This window comes from Pseudorhodoplanes sp. (assembly GCF_050250235.1).
Taxonomy (GTDB): domain Bacteria; phylum Pseudomonadota; class Alphaproteobacteria; order Rhizobiales; family Xanthobacteraceae; genus Pseudorhodoplanes.
Map to the genome: position 1 here is coordinate 1 of NZ_JBFWPA010000119.1, position 19,845 is coordinate 19,845.

Sequence of the window (19,845 nt, forward strand, 5' to 3'; positions counted from 1 at the left end):
AACGGGCCGGATGATGGCACGGGAAGAGTCGAGCTCGAGAATAAGATCGCCACCCTCTCTCATTTGTTCTCTACAGTAACACGCGAGAGCCAAATTGATGGATTGAGCGAGATGCTCCCCTTCGGAGACGGTCAGACATGCTTCGTTCGAGGTGCGCATACGAAGACACCTTTCTGCAGACCTTGCGGTACCGCAGGATAAGTTTGTCGCAAAATGTACGGGGAGACTGGCGGATCGCCGACGGCGCGCTGTTTTCATAAGATGGTCCAACTTTCTAAAATGCGGATCTTGCCTAGCCCGCACGCTATGGATTATGGCGCGACCCCTCCAGCTGAAGAGATGCGGGCGGTCGGGGCAATGGCGTCAGCGAAGTAAATCTCCGTCACCCGGAACCTGCCGCCGACCCTCTTGCACTGCACGATCACGTCGATCGAAATCTTCAGCAGGTTTCGGATGTCTTCCCGGTCGAGGTCCTGTCCCCCCTCGGATTCTTTGACCAGGAGTGTCAACTGCTCGAACGCCAGGCTTGGTGAATCCGCATGGACGGTGGTGATCGAGCCGGGGTGCCCGGAATTGATGTTTCGGATGTAGTAGAACGCAGTGCCGTCACGCAGCTCCTGCAGGAGGACCCGATCCGGGCGCATGCGCAGGCACGATTCAAGCAGATCCTTCGCGCCGAGCTTTGCCAGCCCCTGCCCGCCCTTGGAATAGAACAGCCGGACATGGTTCGGCTGCGGGATCGTCAACTCCGGTGTGTCTTCGATGCTGATGAGCCGTTCGTCGTCTGGAATGTGCTGGATTAGCGCCTTCGAGATCGTGGTCTTGCCGGATCCCGTGGCGCCAGAGATGATGATGTTCTTGCGCGCAAGAACCGCACCTTCGAGAAAGACGCGATACTGTCCGCTGCGGTAGCTCGCTAACAACGGATCTTCACGAGAGGTCTGATCGGCGCTCGCAACGACATTCTCGAACAAGCCGCCCTCCTCCAGATCAGCCGTGGACAGCGCAACAGATGAGGGCTTGCGGATGGTGATGGAAACGGTGTCGCGTGTCGTCGCCGGCGGGATCACAATCTGGATGCGTTCGTCGTCCGGAAGGGTGGCAGAGAGAAGCGGGCGCGTCTCGTCGATGCCCTGATTTGAGTAACTTGCCACCGCGCGGGCCAGCCGCATCAGCTTGTCAAACGACAGGTCCGGCAGCTCGTGGCGTTTCCAGCCAGCCGTTCCTTCCGTCAGCACTTCGCCGGGTCGATTGATGACGACCTCGTAGAGGCTCTCGTCTTTCAAGAAGCGATCGAGCGGCAGAAGCAGTTGGCGGACGACGCCAGCATCGGAGTTTTCCGCCATCCCCTGCCCTATTTCGTGACCAAATCGGATTTTGGATAGAAGTCGCCTATCACGGCGCGGTCGTAGATCGTGTTGCGCGGCTCGGTGACCCGCAGACCATAGATGCTTGAGAAATCGAGATCGCGCGCCACGAAGATCGAAACGAGTGACCCCTGGTGCTTCATGAGCGTTGGCGGAATGTTGATGGACTGCTCGACGGCGATCGCGGCGGCGTCTTTGCCGGCGCTTGTCGTGCCCTGCGCCTGCACATCACTGCGCTGTAGTTCCTGACCGGCATAGGTGGCAATATCGCCGACCACCGACAGAAGTAGCGCGCTTCCGAAGCGCTCCCACCAATGCGTATCGACGTAACCATCAAAGCCAGCCCGGCCGATCGCATCGGTTGCCGGCGAGGCCAATGTGATGATGACGCCTGTGGGCGTCTTGGCTCGGTTCCAGAGCACGAACAACCGGCTTTGGCCGCGGCGCAGTCCGCCACGATATTCGCCCACGACCTGGGTGCCTTTCTCCATCAGCACGACCCGGCCGTTGTCGGAGAGAATATCTCGGGTAATCACGCAACTGGTGAATCCCGGCTGATCGGATGACAGCGCGGTTTCGAGCGCGCAGGGGATCGAGGTCCCCATCGCCACGATGAAGTTCCGGTTGCCGAGATGTCCGGCCTACGATCCTTCCAGGACAGTTGGCTTCAGCATCCGGTTGAAGCGCTGATCCTCGTTCTCGCCCTGCCCCCCTCCTCCCAGGAGGCCGTCAACCGGGACGAAGTTTGGATCGGTCGTCGCGTCGCCCGTATTGGAAGGCCTGGCATTGTTGCCGGACTGACCGCCGCCAAAGGCCATCACCGGCGCCCGTCTTGCCGCATCGAGCAGTTCATCGACCGGGGGCGTCTCCGCCGTCTCGACGGCCGGCGTCGGTAGTTTGATCTCGGGAACTGGCAGGGCCACGGGCTCGGGTTCGGCCCGGGCCGGTTCGAACTCCGTCGTCTGACGGATCACTCCCGATCCCGGCTGCTCGACGTCCTCCTTCGGCCCCTGGCGCATCGACCACATGGCGAAACCCATGAAGGCGACGACCGCCAGCACGACCGCGCCTCGCTTGAGCAAGGGATTGCTGTCGCCCTTGCGTGCCGCCGAGGTCTGACCGCGTTCGCCGGGGATCGATGTTTCTGGCGTATCTGTCATGGCGGCTCCCTTATTGTCCGGCGGCCGGAACCTTCACCACTCGTTCGACCGAGGGCGAGGTGGTATTGGTTCCCGGATCGACGCCTACCGGCGAATAGGCCTCGTTGAAGATGCAGAGCGTGTCCGATCCACGCCGCAGGATAAACTTGCGGCTGATCGCATGGACCAGAACGAGGTCGCCCTGAACCGTCTTCGGCACCAGGCTTTCCGTCCCGTCGGAATTCTCTATGTAGATCGCGGGCATCTCCTGATTGCCGCTGAAGGCAAAGGTCGTCACCTTGCCATTATCGTAGACCGCCTGCGGTTCGATTGCGGCGGAGCCTTGCGCCGAATAACGCCAGTTTCGTGGGCCGTATTGTTCATGGATGCCGAGGACCTGATCGGCATAACCAGCCTCGGCCGCACGCTTCTTCGCCTCATCCTCGAGGCGTCGCCGCTCTGCTTCATCGGCTGGATAACGGTACTTCACATAGAAATAGGTATTTTGCCCGGCATCGACCGACCCGTCTCGAACGACCAATTCCATCTGATAGCTGCGCTTGGAGCCGTCGCGCCGTGTCGTCACAACAGAGATGTTGGTGGCGGGTTGGTTCTCGCGTGGTTTGAGGAACAGGATGTGGCCGGCAGGTGCGACTTCCCAGGCAACGGTATTGCCGAGTGCCACATGAGCGATTTCCTCGTCTGGCGCGAACTCCACCTGGACCGAAGAACGGATCGTGCCGACGATGCGGGTGATATTGTAGGGTTGGTAGCTGACGAAACGCACGCGATTGTCCTGCTGCGCGCTGGTCGGAATCTCCAGGGCCTGAACAGGGAATGCGGCCAGTGCCGCGATGATGGCCACGGCAAGGAACGATCGTTTTCTCAATTCAAGGCCTCCGGATCGGCCCGGTACTCGCTCACCACGAACCCAAGCGGGTTCACCAACCGGTCGCTGGAGGATATTGGGGCATTGGCATAGGAATAGGTGATCGTTGCCACCCAATGGGTTGTGCGGACATCTTCGCCGCGTGTGATTGTCCGCGTGTAGCGGACTGAAACGACATTGCTGTTGATGAGTGAGATTGACTTGATCCCGATACGGGACGTCGCCGAGCGCCCATAGACATTCTGCGGAGATTCCGGATTGCCGCCGCGATACGCGGCCGCAAAGCGCTGCTGCTCAGCCGCGTTCGACATCAGCGATGCGGTCCGGAAATTCTCTTCCGCTTCCGACCAGACATAGCCTTCGCGTGCCCGGACGTAACGGGCGGCGAAATATTTGGTGACCTCCTCGTCATAGTTGCCGGCGGTCGACGCCATGGCTGACACGACGTCGACGATGCCGGTCGAATTGTCGACGCGGATGACAAAGGGTTCGACCGTCTTGAGCGGCGTCAGCGCGACCACGGCGGCAACCGAGACGCAGGCCAGCACGCTGGCGACGATGGCGACGAACCAGGCGAGTCGTTTTGAGCGCTCGGCGGAGACCATCCGGTCCTGATCGAAGCGGCGCGCCTTGTCGAAATATTCCTTGAGACTGTCTGTCGTCACCATGCCCCCTACCCTGCCCGGCAAGCGGCGTGAGAGCCGGCTTCGTCGAATCCGGCGAAGGCTACGGTCGCGACGGTTGGTTCATGCTCGGCGAACGCCAAGGCTAACGCGTCGCCACCAGCGCGCGAGGATTGCTGTTGCGGATTGCCCTGTGCTTTCCCGGCATCCCAATCCCACATCGAACGATTGAGCGGACGCTTCGCGTAACCGTCGCATTTGGGCAGCGGGTAACTTAGCGTCGCGCAGCCGGAGACCGCCGCCAGCAGCCCCATCATTGTTACAACTCGAACTATATGCACGCTGAAATACCCCTCATGGTAATGGCGTCAGGCTCCTCTGCCGGTCAGCCTGCGCCAACTCCAACCGATCGCGCGCACTACGGTGTTGTTGTGCCCATCGCGCGCCGCGGTATAGCCATAGGTCAGCGAGGCACCGCCGGAGGCGAGCGCCGAGGCAATACCTGGCAGCTGATAAAAGACGTACAGTGACGCAAGCCCGATGGCGCCGACGGCGATCGGGCGCATCAGGACGTCGCTGTAAGCCTCGACAGTCGTAAACATGGTCGCGAAGCTGGTGACCAGCAGCGAGCCGACCGCGACAACCAGAACCTGCAGAATGACGAAGTTGGCGAGCTGCCCGATCCACGCCTCGGTGAAGCGGCGTGTCGACTGGAACATGGCCAGTGCGATGAAGATCGGTCCGATCGCGAGAACGATCGCAAGGGCGACCCGCGCATAGAGTGAAACAACATAGCCGATCGAGGCCACGACAAAAGTCACAAACACGACGACAAGACCGGCAAAACCGGTCAGCGGATCGACCGGCCATGAGGCCTGTGCCCAAATATCATTGGCGGATTTCTGACCCTTGTCGAGCAGACTGTCGAAGGTCGTAGCGCTCGGCGCGCCGCCGGTATTCAGTGCTTCGGAAACTTCCCTGGGCAGAATCTCGAAAAAGACGTTAGTCACATAGGTCTGATATTCGCCGGCGTTCCTCACCAGCATCAGTATGATGGCGAGCTTTATCGCCCGGAAGGCAAACTCCATGATCGGTTCCTGCACCGATCCGCGCAGGATCAGGAAACCGTAAAGGATCACGTAGAGTGTCAGCGCTGCTGTCAACGGCCCCGTCACCCACGCGCTGATCCCGCTTGTACCGGAACTGATGAAGTTCTGGAGCGGCGTCGTGAACTGGCGATCGAGAAAGTCGAAGACGGTGTACATGGCGCTATCCCCCCAGCGCCCTGTTCATGCGCTCGAGCCGGGCCTTGCCTTCCGCCTCTTCGGCATTGCGGCAATTGGGCGTCTCCCCGAGTTCACCGGGGTTCTCGCGGCACTTTCCGATATGATCAGCGCGCAGGCTCTCGTCGGCGAGAAATTCGCTGACGGTGATGACCGTAGCCGGAGGCGGTTCCGAACACGCCGCCAGCAATGCCATCATGACGAGAGCCGCGACATGCTTCATTGCGACAGCGCCGTGTTCATCGTGTCGATGCGCTTGCGCCAGTCTTCCGCCTTGCGCTGATCCTCGACCTGGGCCTGCGCCTGCTGGACCATCTGCAGCCCCTGCATCCTAAGGAGATCGGTCTGCAGGAAGGCACTTTCGGCCTGAATGCGCGCCTGGAGATCGGCGATGTCCTTGGCATCGCTTGCCGACGATATCTGCTGGCGCAACTGATCGATCCCATCGATGCGCTTGGTGGCGGCATCGTAAATCTGCTGGCCAAGGCTCATTTGGCCGGCATTGCGGTTCTGAACGCGCGCCAGTTCCTGGGCGTAGAAATCGTTGGCCGAGGTCTGGTAGGTCGAGTTCTCGCCGAGGAATTTCGAGGCGGCATCGCCGAACGCACCCGAGCCGTTGCCGCTGAGCAGGCTTTCGATCGCCGCAAAGTCTTGCGGTAAGGCTTTGCGGATTTCCGGCTGGTTCAGGAGGGAAACAACATCGGCCATGTTCGTCAGCTTGTTCAGCGATCCGAACAATTGCTCGGCTTGGGTGATTTGCTGATTGAGCGCGTCAAGCTGCGACTTGAGCTGGGTGATGCTCTCAATGTGCTTCAGGATCGCCGTCTGGTCGATCACGGGAATCCCTTGCGCGCCGGCGCCGCTGGCCGACAGGACAAGGATGGCGGCAGCCATCATCGATTTGCGCATACGCATCAGCCTGCACTCCTTTGCTGCTGGAAGAGAGGAAGCCATGCTTCCGGATCGTCGCCGGTCTCCGCCCGGATCGTATCGGCAAGTTCGACGTTGGCGGTGCGACCGGAGAGCACGGCGAGTTCGTCGTCGAAGCCGCCGAGATTGAGCTCGGCGACGACGCTGTTATGACCCTGCTTGACGATGAAGCGGCGGCTCTCGTTGGAGAGCTCCCGTGCGATCAGCTCATATTCCCGTTCGGTGAGCTTGAAGCCGTCGACGTAGTCGGCTCGACTGCCACGCGAGTTGGGCATGAAGACCTGGGTGGGGCACTGCTCGATGATGGTGTGCGCAATCGGAGAGTTGATCGCATCGCGCGGGCTTTGCGTGGCGAACAGCATGAGCCCATTCTGTTTGCGGATGGTCTTGAGCTTGTTCTGGGCGAGATCGCGAAAGCCTTCGTCGGCAAGCGCCTTCCAGAACTCATCGATCACGATGATGATGCGGCGGCCGTCGATCAGCTGCTCGACCCGGTGGAAGAGATAGGCCATCAGCGGCGTGCGGATTTCCTCATTGTCGAGGAAGTCGGTCATGTCATAGCCGACGAACTTGCCGCCAACACCGAAGTCTCCAAGGCCAATGTCCTCAATGACGTTATCGAATACCCAACCGAGCGGCCCTCCCCTCTCCCAGCGGCGCAATCGAGATGCGATGCCTTCGGGATCGGTGTTGTTGAGAAAGGTGCGCAGCGCGCCGATCGTGCGCCGCTCTACCGGCAGATCGGCGAGCCCATCGATGGCATTGGCGATGTCGCGGGTTTCCGCGACGGAGAGTTCTCGCGTTTTCGAGCCGACAAGCTTGGTCACCCATTGCGCCAGAAACACTTTGTTCTCCGGCGTCAGTTCCATGCCCTTCAGCGGGGCACAGCCGGTCGGCCGGCCATTTTTTAGCGGCAGGTATGTGCCGCCGGCGGCGCGCACGAAAAGATCGGCGCCGCGGTCCTTGTCGAAAAACACAATATTGGCATCAAACTTCTCGCCCTGCGACAGGATGAAGTTGAGCAGCACCGTCTTGCCAGAGCCGGAAGGTCCGCCGATGAAGGTGTTGCCGAGATCGCCATAGTGAAGATTGAAATAGAGCGGAGATCCCGACGCCGTCTTCAGCATGGCAACGGCAGGTCCCCATTCGTTGCCGTCGCGCTGACCGACCGGATAGGAATGAAACGGCGAAAAGGCCGCGAAATTCTTCGAGGTGATCGCGCCAGAGCGGACGCGATAGCGGAAGTTGCCGGGAAGCTGCGCCCACCAGGCCGCTTCCAGCCCGAGATCCTCGCGCGCAACGACCGCGCCGCCGTTGGTCAGATGGGTTCGGCTCTTCGCCAGATTGTCCGTTAATTCCCTCACCGTTCCGGCGAAGACCGTAAGCGTCAAGTGATGGTTACCCAGCACGAAGCGGTTGGATTCCAAATCGTCCAGCGCATCATCGAGCTCCTCGAGCTGCGACCCGGCCTTGTCGCCGGCGCTGACCATCTGGTTCTGCTTGCGTCCCATCACCGTCTTCGCATCTGACTTCGACAGGAATGAGAAGCTCTGGGTCAGGATCAGTTCATAGGGGACGGTCAACAAGCCATCGAACATGCCGGGCCGCGTGCGGGCCGGATATTCCTTGAAACCGAATATGCCTGCATAACGGCTCGATCCTTCGTGACGGATCTCGACCGTCTCGCGTCCGACAATGACGCGGTCGGAATAAATTGCCGATGAAACGCGGCCCTCGGTCAGCGGCACGGCTTCACGGCGGCCGCCCACCAGTTGGTGCAGCACTTCGCTCGGCTCCGAGAAGACAAGGCCGTCGCGCTCTTGAAGGGTGAGAACGCGCGGGCCGAAACGCTTCAGGCCGGCTGTAACGTCGACGATGGTGTCGTCGAGACGCTTGAGGGCATCCACATCAAGCTCCACCCCGCGTCGCCGCGCCTTGCGCAATCTCGACAGGAACGCTGCCACCCGCTCGGCTGCATCCTTGCCCGGGTGCCATACGAGGCTGAGATACAGATCGTTGCGGAACAAGTCCTCGCCGATCATGCGGTTGCGGTACTTGTCGTTCAGCGTGCGCGAGAAGGCGTTCGCGAATTCGCCGTCAGGATACTCGTTGTCGCGTCGCCGAACGACATGCGTCCACAGCGCCAGCCGCTCATCCGCGATGTTGCGGTAGAGCGTGTTGAGGTCCCGGTGCAGCGCATTGAGGTCCAGCGTGTCGGCCGTCTCGAACGACACGCCTTCGAGCGCGATGACCACCATCAGGGCACGGGAGTCAAGCGCGATCACCCGTTCATCGATGTGGCGGACGTAGGGGATGAAGGTCTCGGGTTCGAGCTCACGGCTCCTGACGGTCGCGGTACTAGGCAAGGCCGAGATCCCTTTCGTCATAGCGCCGAACGAGCTTCATCGGAGTGAGACTCGATCCGCCCCAGAACCCGCTGTTGCGGGTTCTGCCCCGCGTCTCGATCCAACCGAGCAGCACGCGGAACATATTGTGGTCGTGCTTGACGATGGCCTTGAAGATGACGTGGAACACCAGGCCCACGAGCGCGTAGGCCACGGATCCCGCGACTATGAAGAGGATCGTCGTGAAGATCATGTTGATCCCCATCGCCTCCATCGTCACGCCGCCAATCATCGCCGGCCTGGTGCAGGCGAGAAACAGCGTGTCTTCCTCAAGGGCAATCCGTTCGGTCACGCACTAGCCTCCTGAGATCATGTTGACGATCTCGGTCGCACCGAAGATGATTCCGATGCCAAGCACGACAAACGCCGCCTTGCGAAGATCGAGGTAGCCGAACATCCATGCGATCCCGACAATGATCACGGCGATGATGGCCAGCAGTCTGGCGACATTGCCGGTGAGCATGTTGACGATATTCTGCAGCACACTTTCGATGCCGCCCGCCTGGGCGAAGCTCGGCTCGACCAAGGACAGGGAAAATACCGCCGCCATCGTCGCGGTCGCCGCGAATGGCCTTATGCGAGCCGATAGGTTCATGGGCTCATCACTCCTTTTGCTCGTTGGAAAAGACGAGGACGGAGGATTGCCGCCCCGCGTTATAGACGTCCCATCGCGGCACTGAAGCCTGCGACCTCTGCTGGCTCTTCTCGGCCTGATCGCCTTCGGCCGTCGCGGCAGACGACTCCCCTGCCCTCTCGCGTGCGGGCAACGCCTGCGCCTTCGCTTCGACAATCTCGATACTGTCGAGTTGGTTGGACAGTCGCGCGCGCTCGGCCAGCACTTTTTTGTCGTAGCGCACCATTTCGCCGACTGAGGGGTCGCCATTGCCGAAATAGCTTCGCAGCATGACGGCTTCGGCCTGCGCCGTCGTCGCGCCGCCTTGGAGCGCTATTTGGTAGTAATGCTCAAGGAGCGACGCGCTGGCCTTGATGTTGAGGCAGAAGTCGAAGGTATCGCTGACGGAAAGGCCGAGCCGGCCGAGATTGCCGGAATTGATCCCGGCAAGTCCGAGGTCAATATCGTGGCCCTCGGCAATCAGGGTTGTCGCGGTTTCGATTGCCTCGGCTCTGGTTTTGGGCTGCTCGGCGAGCGGACGATCTGTGTTGATGCGGATGGCAAAGGGTTGGAAGCCGCTCTCGACGCTCACGACAGCCGCGATTGTTTCCGTGGCGATCTGCGGCGCGCAGTTTTGAGCGAGATCGAGGAAGGCAACCGGCATAGGTTAGAACCACACGCGCTGGCGGCCGGCGCCATCGATGGTAACGTCGACGTACCTCGGCTGCTCGCGCACATAAGGATGTTGGGTGACCAGTGCCTTGCAAACCCGCTTGCCGTCCTCGAAATGCCAGCGTCCCGAGGCGCCCCCATTGTCACGATAACTGCACATGGCGCTGCTAACGACTTTGGGTTCGGTGGAGACGCAACCGACTTCATTCCGACGATCCCCCGAACGCGTGACGAGACGGAACCCGGCATCGCAATAGTACGGCTCGTAACGGGGCTTCGTCGCTGTGAAGCCGACACCGCTGCAAATCGGGAAGGAACGGCCCTTCGCCAGATGCGACCACAACCGCTCAATCGGGGGGCGGCACTCGGCGTACTGCGTTGCGCCACCGGGATTCGAAAGGCATAGGAGAACCTGGCAACCCCAATCATCTGCCCGCGCAATGGAAGACGAAAACGTGTACAATGGAACGCAGAGTAAAAAGGCAGAAAGTGCCCGAATGACCGCATTTTTCATGCCCAAACTCCCGTTTGTCTCTCCACTGGCTCGCCGTCCGTGAGGCTTCACCACCTTGTCATACTACACGTTACCGAATAGATAAGAAGATGCCAAGCCCATTAAACCAACGCTGGCACAACACGGTTTTTGCGACCTTGGCTACGCACGAGATCATGTCAAAGCCCCTGCCCGACGAGACGCCGAATTCGCGTCTGCGCCAGCTCGGCATGATGAATCTCCTGTACACGCTGCAAAAGGCAGATACGGCGCTGACCATAACGAACGTGACGGAAGTCACTGGAATGACAAGGAAAGCAGCGCAGGAAGCCATTGATCCGCTGGTCGTGCGAGGGCTTTTGAAAGAGTCCTGGGGGCGCACGTCAATCGGGCGTGGCAAGGCCCGGCAGTACGAGATCGCGCCGGAAATCTTCGAGAGGCTTCAGGGCGTTTACGGCTCCTAAACCGCGCTACGTGATCCTCAGTCGTTTGAAAAGTCGTCTTAAAAAGACTTCCATTACATGATGAAAACGCACAGTATTGCTTGCGCATAAGCGCGCTAGCATACTTCGCGCAACGACTCACCTGCTCTCACGCGCAGACTGATTCGTTTCGCGTAGACAAACCGTGTGATGGAGAAGCTATACGGCAAAAAAGGAACGGCCCCGGAAGTTGACGCTTCCAAGGCCGGTTCACTGAAGATCGAAATTCTTTGCTGGGGCTCTTTGGCGAGAACCGCAACCTGTGACGGGTCGAATAATCGCAAAAGCCCAAATTTGTGTCAAGGCAAAACGCCACTTCGGCGAACGATCCTGCTTGCCGTTTCGGGAGGTACCGGAATGAGCACTACTGAAGAATTTGCATCGGCCGAAGGATTGAAACCAGTGGCCGGTGTTCGTCGGATCACGCCCGCCGGCCTGGCCGCGCACCGGGCAGCTCGGGACTATGCTGGCGATCGGACACTGGCCGTAAAGCGGATTGAGGCATTGCAGTTGGCTAAGCGCGCGGCCGCCGCGTTGGGACTGAAGGCGGCGAAGATTGCGATGATAGACAAACTGTTCGGCTATTCGCCCGCGGCCGACTGGACCTGCAAGGACGCCAGCCCGATCGTCTGGCCCTCTAACGAGGCCCTCGCGCGGCAACTCGGCTTATCCATCTCTACGGCCCGACATCATCTGCGCGGGCTGGCCGCGGCAGGACTTATCGCGCATGCATCGCACCCCACCTACCAGCGTCGTGGTGTTCGGGACGACCAAGGCAAGATCGTGGAGGCGTTTGGGATAGACCTATCGCCGATCATCATGCGTTATGACGAACTTCTCGAGATCGCCCTTGCCTATGAGCAGGAAGGACGCGAGCGCAGGACGCTCTCCTATCAGCGTACACAGATCCGCAGAGAGATCGAGGCTGTCCTGGTGGCGGCCGAACGCGATGGGCTCGTGGGCAACTGGCAACACTTCCACGCGAGGCTGGATAGGCTGCGGGAATGCGTGCCGGGTGACCTGGGCCAATTCCGCGAGTTGATCGAAGAGTTGACCGTTCTCCGTGAGCAGGTTGAAGAGGCGTACCGAAGCGCGTCGCAACGCTCAAATTTAGACACCGCGGTGACGAGTTTTCGTCAGGTACAAACTACAGCGGATCTTCCCTGTGTAGAAGAAAGTAGAAACTCGCCCCCCGCCGTAACGGACAGACTTATTTCAGGCGCCCCACCCCGCCCCACCCCACTGACTTCCGGAAGAAGACTGGCAGATGCGCTAGCGGCCGCTGGAACGGATGGCAGGCCGGCGCTGAGCCCGGTTGACGACATCGGCAATGTATCGCTCGGACTGGTGCGAGCCGCCTGCCCTGCCCTTCAAAAGCACGTCCCCGAGGTCTTCGACAGTTGGACAGCGCTGCGGTCATCAGGCCGCCGGCTGTGCGCCGCCGCGACAATCAATGCCCAGGTATGGACCGAGGCGGAAAACGATCTGGGACCGGACGCGGCGATCGCCGCGCTTGCTGTCACCGTGCAGCGCGCAGATGATGGTCAGGTCGCCAACCCCGGCGCGTATCTTCGGAGACTCATTCAGCGAGGCAGAAACGGGCAGTTGCGAATTAGCCGGTCTTTGTTTGCGCTTGCCGGCGCGAAGGGCGGCGGCGTCGCAATTCATTCCTCGCGCCCGGTACATCCCTATCGCGGCTTTCCTCAGGACCGCATCAACTGGTCCGGTTGGGCGGAGCTGGTTCGCGAGCATGCGCCCAAACCGACGCCTGATGTCGAGACCGTGGCGGATGCCTTCAGGTCCTGGTGCCGCAAGGGGAATATCGATCTCGCCCAACCGAGCATCGAAAAAGCATTTATTGGGTTCTGCAAGAAGTGGCGGATGCGTTGATGAAGGTTCGGACGAGATATGTGGAAAGCCGAGGCTGCGGGTGGGGTCCGGCAGCCTATGCGATCGCCATTGCATTCAGCTTGTTCTCGACCGCCGGCGGCGTCGCCGCCCAGGGTTTGCCGGAAACGGTCATAGGCAAAGCGCAAATCTACGATGGCGTCACGTTCGATTTGATTCAGGACGGAGGACGATATCGTACTGCGACCCGAATCCGCCTGGAGGCCGTCGATTCCTGCGAACTCCGACAGAAGGCGCGTCTTGGAAATGTGGACTGGCCATGTGGCGCAGTGGCTACGGCGTGGCTCGCGTCTCGCACATTGGTCAAGGAGGTCGAGTGTCGGCCGACCCGCGTTATTCCAGGTGGAGGGTATCGAGCGCAGTGCTACGTCGACGCGATCGACATAGCAGCTTTGGGTCTCGGGCAGGGGATGTATGTCCTGGCTGTGTCAAAGCATGAAGATCCGCTGCCCGGCTATGCGGAGATCGAGGCGAAGGCAAAGGCCGCGAGCGCAGGGATTTGGTCGAGTAATTTCATGACTCCTGCGGATTGGCGCCGCGCTAATGGCACGTATAATCCTCTCTCGCCACAACGATGGTGATTCTCGTAGGCGCCATCGCGGTTGGGCTCCGTCGACACCGTGCGTGGCTGTGGCCCTGGGGCGGACCGAGATTACCAGTTAGCCGCGGCTAACTTCCCCGACTGAATGCTGGTACCCCGGGGCATTCATATCTCGTTAACCCTTATTTTGTTGCAGAACAGAAAGAATCGGGCATAGTTCGCTCACCTGCGGAGTTTTTCGCAATCTCGTAAATTTTCCGCAACTACCGCAGGAATGGAAGAACCTGATGGAGACCACTGCTAAACCGCCAGCGTCAACCGACGTGACCAATGAGCTCAAGACCCTCATTCAGCGTCATTCCGCGGCGCTGTCGTCCGAGCTCCAAGCACATCACGTTAGCACATTTCAACCAGACGCGGAAAAAGGCATTCGCAATTTTTCGCCGGCCGAAACCGCGAAGCTGATCGGAATCACGGAGGGTTACCTCCGACAGGTCGCTAGCGAGATGCCGGACGTTAGTAACGTCTCGGCGGGGGGGCGCCGTACATATTCGGTCGAGGCGATCCATGAGATTCGGAAGTCACTGGACAGTGGGACTCGAGGAAACAAGCGATACTTACCCTGGCGCACCGGCTCCGAGCAACTCCAGGTCATCACTGTGATGAATTTCAAGGGGGGGTCGGGAAAGACAACGACGACGGCCCACCTCGCTCAGTATCTTGCTCTTCGCGGCTACCGCGTCCTAGCTATCGACCTGGACCCGCAAGCAAGCCTCTCCGCGCTGTTCGGACACCAGCCCGAGCTCGATGTCGGGCCCAACGAAACGCTCTACGGAGCAATCCGGTATGACGAAGAGAAGCGCCCGATCGCCGAGATTGTCAGAGCAACGTATATCCCAGATCTCCATCTGGTGCCTGGCAATCTCGAATTGATGGAGTTCGAGCACGATACGCCAAAGGCCCTAATGACGCGTGCGCCGGGCGATACTCTGTTCTTTGCGCGCATTGGACAGGCGCTTTCTCAAGTTCAGAAGCTGTACGATGTCGTGGTAATCGATTGCCCGCCGCAACTAGGTTTCTTGACGATGTCAGCGCTTACCGCCGCGACGTCGGTTCTGATCACGATTCATCCGCAGATGCTGGACGTAATGTCGATGAGCCAGTTCCTGGCGATGACGGGAGATCTGCTCGAAGAAATCAGTAGGGCAGGGGCGTCGTCGCAATATCTCTGGATGAAGTACCTAGTGACTCGCTTTGAGCCAAGCGACGGCCCGCAGAACCAGATGGTCGCCTTTTTGCGCTCTATTTTTGGCGATCACGTCCTCAATCACCCGATGCTCAAGAGCACCGCGATTTCCGATGCCGGTCTCACCAACCAAACAATTTTCGAGGTGGAGAGAAGCCAGTTTACGCGGTCGACCTACGACAGAGCGTTGGAATCTGTTGACAGTGTCAACGCTGAAATTGAGGCGCTGATCAAGAAAGCATGGGGTAGGGCCGCATGAGCCGGAAGCAGATCTTTGGCAACCTGTCGCAAAAGCCGACGGATCAAACCCGCGATACCGTGCCCGCAGTCTCGCAGGAAGACCAAGGCCCACGCCGGCCATCAAGGCTGCGACCTCTTCTAGGTTCACCTGATTTGACCGATCCGAGCGATGCCACGCCGGTTGGTGCCCTTGGGCAGTCGCTCGGGGAGCTCAGTGAGCGTTCGAAGCGAGCGGACGAAATTGAAAAGAAGCTCCTATCGGGCCAGATCATAGTCGAACTCGACACTGCCGACGTAGAGCCTTCATTTATCCCGGACCGAATGTTGTCCGATGATGAAGCTTTTCGCGGTTTTGTGGACTCGATCCGGAACGAGGGGCAACAGGTTCCCATCCTAGTTCGGCCCCACCCCGACGACCCATCGAAATATCAAGTTGCATTCGGACATCGCCGACTGCGCGCTGCGATCGCTCTGGAGCGGCCGGTAAAGGCCGTCGTTAGGACGATGAGCGACCAAGAACTGGTCATTGCGCAAGGGCAGGAGAACAACGAGCGGCAGGACCTCTCCTACATCGAAAAAGTTCGCTTCGCGCAACGCCTCGAAAAGCAGTTCCCTCGTGACGTCATCATGTCAGCCTTGGCGATCTATAAGAGTGATCTTTCAAACATGCTGGCTGTCGCGGCGAAAATTCCCGAGGACTTGATTGAAGCCATCGGCCCCGCGCACGGCGTAGGCCGTCGCAATTGGATGGCATTGGCCGATATGTTGGCGTCAGACAAACAGCGCGCAAAGCAGGCGCTGAACGTCGCCAATCGTCCTGGGTTCGAGCTGCTTAAGTCGAAGGAGCGCTTCGAGGCAGTTGCGAAAGCTCTCAAGGACGGTGCGCTCGCTCCGAAAGACGAGGTGCCTGTCACTCACCAGGGCAATGAAGTTGGTAGAATTTCTCAGACGAAGCAGAAGGTGACGCTCAGCGTCGATCGGAAGGCTTCCCCCGAGTTTGCGGAATTCGTCTTGAACGAGGTCCCCCGACTCTACGCGGAATACCGCAAGAGCGTCGGATAGCGGCGAACTGAACACGAAGCAGGAGATCGAAACGAAGCAAAAGAAAAAGGCCCCCAAAACATCGTTCGGAAGCCCTTCTCCAAGTTAGCACCCAGAGAATCGCACTTCCGCGAATCGCAGTCAAGAGTCCGCGACGGAAAACGTCGTTTCGGCGAGCCAATTTCTTTTGCCTAGCGATAGGTGAAAGACAATGCAGATACATATTTCAACGACGCCCTTCGGGCGGCGAGCGCTGACGCTTGGCCAGATCGCCAGCCAGGCGACCGCAAAGGCAATGCCCAAGGAGGCAGCCGCCAATAAGTGGCAGGTCTTCCAGCATATCCGTGAAGCGCGCGAGCCGCTCGGCGCGACCGATCGCTCTCTGGCGATCCTCAACGCGCTGCTTTCATTCCACCGGGAAACGGAGTTCTCGGCCGTGGGGGAACTCATCGTCTGGCCGTCGAACGAGCAGCTCATGGCCAGGGCCAATGGCATCTCGCCGGCAACGCTTCGCCGCCATCTGGCTGTGCTGGTGGAATGCGGTTTGATCATTCGTCGCGACAGTCCGAACGGCAAGCGCTTCGCCCGCAGGAGCAGGGCAGGGGAAGTGGAGCAGGCCTATGGCTTCGACCTGTCGCCGATCGTCGCCCGCGCCGAGGAGTTTCGTGATCTCGCTGAGACCGTCCAGGCGGAGAAGAAGGCGTTTCGCGTTGCCAGGGAGCGTCTGACGCTGCTGCGGCGCGATATCGTCAAGATGATTGACACCGGGATCGAAGAGGGCGTGCCGGGTAATTGGGGCAGGGTGCTTCAAGCCTATCAAACGATCATCGCAACGCTTCCGCGCACGGCGCCGAGGCAACTTCTCGAGGACATCTGCGGGCAACTCGCGGAACTTCACGCCGAGATCAGTGACATATTGGAATCCTTCACAAAAACGCAAAATGCGAACGCCAATGAGTCTCATTTTGAGCGCCACATACAGAATTCAAATCCCGAATCCATATCTGAATCTGAACACAGCTTTCGAGAAAAGAATGAAGCGAGCGGCAGCGCTGCGGAAACCGACAACGTGCGGAGCTTGCCGAAGCGTGATTTGCCGTTGAGTATTGTGCTGGATGCCTGCCCTAACCTGCTGGAAATCGTTCAATCGGGTGAGATCCGCCACTGGCGCGACTTGCTTGCGGCCGCAGAACTTGGACGAACGATGCTCGGTATCAGTCGGAGCGCCTGGCAGGATGCCCAAGGCGTCATGGGCGAGGTTCAGGCCGCGATTGCACTGGCCGCGATTTATCAGCGATCGGGTCAGATCAACAGCGCGGGCGGATACTTGCGGAGCCTGACAGACAAGGCGAGGGAAGGGAAGTTCTCGACCTGGCCGATGATCATGGCGCTGCTGCGGGCCAAGCTGGATGAGAACAAGCGGCGGCAATCAGAAGCCGCGGGCAACGCCGGCGGAGCACCGCGACTTGAGTTCTCGGATTCGCTCGTGAAAAGTCTGCAGAAGTTAAAGCCGCTGCCATGATGCCGCTCGTTTGGTGTCTCTCACGATCGGGCACTGGCTGTCACCGCCCAGGCATGGTCACGAAGTTTCGCTCGCCAGCAGTCCAGAGCGCCGGGCGCGGTCGAGCAGGTTCTTCACCGATGATGGAGACCACTTGGCTCCGCCGCGCGGTGTGCGCTCGTGAAGTTTCTCGAGCTGCGCCCCAATCTCCCGGAGCGTCAAATCCGGGTTCGAGGCGTGGATACCAGTGACCAGCGTCATCAGCCGGTCCTCCGGGAGGCGAGGCGGCGATTTCCGAAGCAAGGCGGGGTCTGCCATGTGCTCGGTAACCAGCCATCTCACGGCGCGACGAAGCCGCTCGGGCGTCCAGTCCTGCCCTCGTTGCTGCAGTACCCGCGCGATGTCATCCCAAGTATGATCCGGGCGCATGCGCTTCACAGTCGGAAGCCACTGGCTGGCAGTTGCCTGGATGCGTGCGCCGTAAGCTGCCTTCTGGGCGGCTGTCATCATGGCGAGCGTCTCCGGTCGGCGTTCGCGGATCCCAGGGTTTCCGGAGAGCTTTCCCCTCGCCTTCGCCGCCCTTATGCCGGCCTTCGTGCGTTCGGAAATCAACGAGCGCTCCAGCTGCGCCACGGCGCCGAGCACTTGGAGAGAAAACATGCCCTGCGGCGTCGTGGTGTCGATCGGATCCCGCAGCGAGCGAAAATGCACCCCTCTTTCCGTCAGGTCCTCAATCACCTCGAGCAAATGGCTGACGGAGCGCGCAAGGCGGTCGATGCGGACGACAACGAGGGTGTCGCCGGCGCCAACGTCGCGCAGCAGCTTGCTGAGAGCCGGCCGGGCGCGCGATGCGCCGGAGCCGTGCTCCTGGACGATCACATCGCAGCCGACAGAGCGCAGTTCGATTTCCTGCGCTTCTGTCGCTTGTTCATCCGTAGACACGCGCGCATAGCCGATCAGGCGGCCCTGTGGTCGACGGGAAGCTCGTTTTTGCGTCTCAGCTGCCATTTGGAGCGCCTCCGAGCTGCCCATCGTTCCGTTTTCCAAACATAGAAGATACGGATAAACGATCGTTTGCAGACATCCCGGGGCATACCCGAGAGCCGCAAGCGGGGCAGGGGAGGGGGCTTTTAGAGTCCTGAGGCCTTGGTGAGATTGACCCGGAAGCGGTCGCGTCGCCGCTGGTATCTGCGCGTCATCTCGGCGCTCGCATGCCCAAGCTGTTTTTGGACATAGCGCTCGTCGACCTCGGCCGAGGAGGCGAGGCCAGAGCGCAATGAGTGTCCGGCAAAAAGCTCTCCACGCTGGCCCTCGGGCAGATCGCCGCGCACGCCGGCGGCCAGCGCGGTCCGCTTGACGAGGCGGGCGACCTCCTGGTCATTGAGCCGATCGGCGCCGACTTTTTTGCCTTGCCCTGTCACCCTTCGAAAAAGGGGGCCGTGCGCGATGCGGCCGAGCTTGAGCCATGTTTCCAGCGCTACAAGCGGGCAGGTCGTATCTGACGAGCCGCGGCCGATCTCGACCTCCCGCCATCCGGTCTTACCTCGCAGGCGCAACAGCATACCCTTGTCGAGAATCTCCACCCAGCCGCGGCCGTCTTCTGTCTGGTCGCGGCCACAATCCAAGCCCACTACCTCTGAACGACGCAAACCGCCGGCAAAGCCAAGCAGCAGCATGGCGCGATCTCGCAGGCCGCGCAGGCTGCCACGGTCAAGCGTTTCCAGCATGGCGATCAGATCTTCCGGCAGCACCGCCTCCTTTTGTCGGGGTGGGGAGGCGTGCATGTTGCGAATGCCGGCCATGACGGTGGCGATATGCCGGTCTTTCCGGTCCAGAGGCTGGCCGCGTTGGGCAAAATTCCACGTCAGGGAGGAGAGCCGGCGCTCGATCGTCGAGACAGAGTTCGGCTTCTTGTCGCCGGTCGCCGTGCCGGAAGCGCAGGCGGTGATGTAAAGACCGACGACTTGCGGATCCGGCGGAAACGTCTCGACGCCCTGCCGGCGGGACCAGCTGGCAAAATGGCGCCAGTCGGACGCATAGGCGCGCCGCGTGTTCGCCGAACTCGCCGCCTCGATATAGTCGCGAGCCCGGCCGGCGAGTGCGTCGAGATGCGCCGGCAGGCGCGGGTTCGCGATGGCCGGAAGAGGGGAGGGGGCGTCGGCCGGCGGCTCTGCCGCCGTGTTCCCCATCTCCATGACGAGATCGATGATATCTGGAAGATCGTCGGCAATCGGTGTGTCGGGCCCGGCCGACGGCCGCGCAGCCAAAACATCGTCGTCCGGCCCCGCGCTGTGGGACGGACCGGAGGGTCGTTCGCTGTGATTTTTGGGCTTCCGCTCGACGTTTTGGGCCATATTTCATATAGAGAGTAAAACGAACGATAATGCAAGATTATCGGTCGTTTTAATGAAGCGACAAGCGCGGCGGTTTTAGGCCATTTTTGTTGCCAAAACCGCCGCCATGATTCATCCT

The 19,845-nt window shown here is 60.2% G+C and carries 20 protein-coding genes and 1 pseudogene; 6 read left to right on the plus strand and 15 right to left on the minus strand.

Features of this window, described 5'->3' with window-relative positions; translation table 11 throughout:
* Window positions 1-311: 311 nt before the first annotated feature.
* The 13 genes and pseudogenes from virB11 to AB7F49_RS30950 form a co-directional block, all read right to left on the minus strand.
* Window positions 312-1,346, minus strand: coding sequence for a P-type DNA transfer ATPase VirB11 (gene virB11, locus AB7F49_RS30890; RefSeq protein ID WP_011578786.1), 1,035 nt, complete (start codon window positions 1,344-1,346; stop codon window positions 312-314).
* 8 nt (window positions 1,347-1,354) lie between these two features.
* Window positions 1,355-2,527 (minus strand): annotated as a pseudogene (virB10, locus tag AB7F49_RS30895) (type IV secretion system protein VirB10).
* A 10-nt stretch (window positions 2,528-2,537) separates the two neighbouring features.
* Complete coding sequence (virB9, locus tag AB7F49_RS30900; RefSeq protein WP_428529613.1) at window positions 2,538-3,395, minus strand: P-type conjugative transfer protein VirB9; 858 nt, start codon at window positions 3,393-3,395, stop codon at window positions 2,538-2,540.
* Window positions 3,392-4,063 carry a virB8 family protein gene (locus tag AB7F49_RS30905; RefSeq protein ID WP_011578789.1) on the minus strand — a complete coding sequence of 224 codons (672 nt, stop codon included), beginning with the start codon at window positions 4,061-4,063 and terminating at the stop codon, window positions 3,392-3,394. The genes virB9 and AB7F49_RS30905 overlap by 4 nt, the downstream gene beginning before the upstream one ends.
* 5 nt (window positions 4,064-4,068) lie before the next feature.
* The gene (locus AB7F49_RS30910) at window positions 4,069-4,335 is read right to left on the minus strand and encodes a hypothetical protein (protein ID WP_018431390.1); all 267 of its coding nucleotides are present in this window, start codon (window positions 4,333-4,335) and stop codon (window positions 4,069-4,071) included.
* Window positions 4,336-4,386: 51 nt separating this feature from the next.
* Complete coding sequence (locus AB7F49_RS30915) at window positions 4,387-5,283, minus strand: type IV secretion system protein (protein WP_018431391.1); 897 nt, start codon at window positions 5,281-5,283, stop codon at window positions 4,387-4,389.
* A gap of 4 nt (window positions 5,284-5,287) precedes the next feature.
* On the minus strand, window positions 5,288-5,524 hold the full coding sequence (locus AB7F49_RS30920; RefSeq protein ID WP_011578792.1) for an EexN family lipoprotein: 237 nt from the start codon (window positions 5,522-5,524) through the stop codon (window positions 5,288-5,290).
* Complete coding sequence (virB5, locus tag AB7F49_RS30925) at window positions 5,521-6,216, minus strand: P-type DNA transfer protein VirB5 (protein ID WP_011578793.1); 696 nt, start codon at window positions 6,214-6,216, stop codon at window positions 5,521-5,523. The genes AB7F49_RS30920 and virB5 overlap by 4 nt, the downstream gene beginning before the upstream one ends.
* Complete coding sequence (locus tag AB7F49_RS30930; protein ID WP_428529617.1) at window positions 6,216-8,597, minus strand: VirB4 family type IV secretion/conjugal transfer ATPase; 2,382 nt, start codon at window positions 8,595-8,597, stop codon at window positions 6,216-6,218. The genes virB5 and AB7F49_RS30930 overlap by 1 nt, the downstream gene beginning before the upstream one ends.
* Window positions 8,590-8,928 carry a type IV secretion system protein VirB3 gene (locus tag AB7F49_RS30935; RefSeq protein ID WP_011578795.1) on the minus strand — a complete coding sequence of 113 codons (339 nt, stop codon included), beginning with the start codon at window positions 8,926-8,928 and terminating at the stop codon, window positions 8,590-8,592. The genes AB7F49_RS30930 and AB7F49_RS30935 overlap by 8 nt, the downstream gene beginning before the upstream one ends.
* A 3-nt stretch (window positions 8,929-8,931) precedes the next feature.
* The gene (locus AB7F49_RS30940) at window positions 8,932-9,231 is read right to left on the minus strand and encodes a TrbC/VirB2 family protein (RefSeq protein WP_011578796.1); all 300 of its coding nucleotides are present in this window, start codon (window positions 9,229-9,231) and stop codon (window positions 8,932-8,934) included.
* A 7-nt stretch (window positions 9,232-9,238) separates the two neighbouring features.
* Window positions 9,239-9,913: a lytic transglycosylase domain-containing protein gene (locus AB7F49_RS30945; protein WP_011578797.1), complete on the minus strand. Its 675-nt coding sequence runs from the start codon at window positions 9,911-9,913 to the stop codon at window positions 9,239-9,241.
* 3 nt (window positions 9,914-9,916) lie between these two features.
* Window positions 9,917-10,435, minus strand: coding sequence for a hypothetical protein (locus AB7F49_RS30950; protein ID WP_011578798.1), 519 nt, complete (start codon window positions 10,433-10,435; stop codon window positions 9,917-9,919).
* Between the two features lie 155 nt (window positions 10,436-10,590).
* Here AB7F49_RS30950 and AB7F49_RS30955 point away from each other — a divergent pair, with 155 nt between their 5' ends.
* From AB7F49_RS30955 to repC (AB7F49_RS30980), 6 genes are all read left to right on the plus strand, one after another.
* The gene (locus AB7F49_RS30955; protein WP_245262446.1) at window positions 10,591-10,878 is read left to right on the plus strand and encodes a MarR family transcriptional regulator; all 288 of its coding nucleotides are present in this window, start codon (window positions 10,591-10,593) and stop codon (window positions 10,876-10,878) included.
* Window positions 10,879-11,253: 375 nt separating this feature from the next.
* Window positions 11,254-12,786: a plasmid replication protein RepC gene (repC, locus tag AB7F49_RS30960; RefSeq protein WP_011578800.1), complete on the plus strand. Its 1,533-nt coding sequence runs from the start codon at window positions 11,254-11,256 to the stop codon at window positions 12,784-12,786.
* Window positions 12,786-13,385, plus strand: a complete 600-nt coding sequence (locus tag AB7F49_RS30965) for a hypothetical protein (RefSeq protein WP_428529621.1) — start codon at window positions 12,786-12,788, stop codon at window positions 13,383-13,385. Before repC (AB7F49_RS30960) ends, AB7F49_RS30965 begins: the two co-directional genes overlap by 1 nt.
* 247 nt (window positions 13,386-13,632) lie before the next feature.
* Window positions 13,633-14,850, plus strand: a complete 1,218-nt coding sequence (repA, locus tag AB7F49_RS30970) for a plasmid partitioning protein RepA (RefSeq protein WP_428529622.1) — start codon at window positions 13,633-13,635, stop codon at window positions 14,848-14,850.
* A complete protein-coding gene (gene repB, locus AB7F49_RS30975) occupies window positions 14,847-15,893 on the plus strand; it encodes a plasmid partitioning protein RepB (protein ID WP_428529624.1) in 1,047 nt (348 codons plus the stop codon). Before repA ends, repB begins: the two co-directional genes overlap by 4 nt.
* 190 nt (window positions 15,894-16,083) lie before the next feature.
* On the plus strand, window positions 16,084-17,394 hold the full coding sequence (repC, locus tag AB7F49_RS30980) for a replication initiation protein RepC (protein WP_428529625.1): 1,311 nt from the start codon (window positions 16,084-16,086) through the stop codon (window positions 17,392-17,394).
* A 57-nt stretch (window positions 17,395-17,451) separates the two neighbouring features.
* On the opposite strand, the gene AB7F49_RS30985 is transcribed toward repC (AB7F49_RS30980), so the two are convergent.
* Both AB7F49_RS30985 and AB7F49_RS30990 read right to left on the minus strand, forming a co-directional pair.
* The gene (locus AB7F49_RS30985; RefSeq protein WP_085953080.1) at window positions 17,452-18,405 is read right to left on the minus strand and encodes a recombinase family protein; all 954 of its coding nucleotides are present in this window, start codon (window positions 18,403-18,405) and stop codon (window positions 17,452-17,454) included.
* 98 nt (window positions 18,406-18,503) lie between these two features.
* Window positions 18,504-19,727, minus strand: coding sequence for a site-specific integrase (locus AB7F49_RS30990; protein ID WP_428529628.1), 1,224 nt, complete (start codon window positions 19,725-19,727; stop codon window positions 18,504-18,506).
* Window positions 19,728-19,845: the final 118 nt, after the last annotated feature.

Coding starts and splice junctions, on each gene's coding strand:
- virB11 (WP_011578786.1), bottom strand. CDS start 1,346: ATGGCGGAAAACTCCGATGCTGGCGTCGTCCGCCAACTGCTTCTGCCG.
- AB7F49_RS30905 (WP_011578789.1), bottom strand. CDS start 4,063: ATGGTGACGACAGACAGTCTCAAGGAATATTTCGACAAGGCGCGCCGC.
- AB7F49_RS30910 (WP_018431390.1), bottom strand. CDS start 4,335: ATGATGGGGCTGCTGGCGGCGGTCTCCGGCTGCGCGACGCTAAGTTAC.
- AB7F49_RS30915 (WP_018431391.1), bottom strand. CDS start 5,283: ATGTACACCGTCTTCGACTTTCTCGATCGCCAGTTCACGACGCCGCTC.
- AB7F49_RS30920 (WP_011578792.1), bottom strand. CDS start 5,524: ATGAAGCATGTCGCGGCTCTCGTCATGATGGCATTGCTGGCGGCGTGT.
- virB5 (WP_011578793.1), bottom strand. CDS start 6,216: ATGCGTATGCGCAAATCGATGATGGCTGCCGCCATCCTTGTCCTGTCG.
- AB7F49_RS30940 (WP_011578796.1), bottom strand. CDS start 9,231: ATGAACCTATCGGCTCGCATAAGGCCATTCGCGGCGACCGCGACGATG.
- AB7F49_RS30945 (WP_011578797.1), bottom strand. CDS start 9,913: ATGCCGGTTGCCTTCCTCGATCTCGCTCAAAACTGCGCGCCGCAGATC.
- AB7F49_RS30950 (WP_011578798.1), bottom strand. CDS start 10,435: ATGAAAAATGCGGTCATTCGGGCACTTTCTGCCTTTTTACTCTGCGTT.
- AB7F49_RS30955 (WP_245262446.1), top strand. CDS start 10,591: ATGTCAAAGCCCCTGCCCGACGAGACGCCGAATTCGCGTCTGCGCCAG.
- repC (WP_011578800.1), top strand. CDS start 11,254: ATGAGCACTACTGAAGAATTTGCATCGGCCGAAGGATTGAAACCAGTG.
- AB7F49_RS30965 (WP_428529621.1), top strand. CDS start 12,786: ATGAAGGTTCGGACGAGATATGTGGAAAGCCGAGGCTGCGGGTGGGGT.
- repA (WP_428529622.1), top strand. CDS start 13,633: ATGGAGACCACTGCTAAACCGCCAGCGTCAACCGACGTGACCAATGAG.
- repB (WP_428529624.1), top strand. CDS start 14,847: ATGAGCCGGAAGCAGATCTTTGGCAACCTGTCGCAAAAGCCGACGGAT.
- repC (WP_428529625.1), top strand. CDS start 16,084: ATGCAGATACATATTTCAACGACGCCCTTCGGGCGGCGAGCGCTGACG.
- AB7F49_RS30985 (WP_085953080.1), bottom strand. CDS start 18,405: ATGGGCAGCTCGGAGGCGCTCCAAATGGCAGCTGAGACGCAAAAACGA.
- AB7F49_RS30990 (WP_428529628.1), bottom strand. CDS start 19,727: ATGGCCCAAAACGTCGAGCGGAAGCCCAAAAATCACAGCGAACGACCC.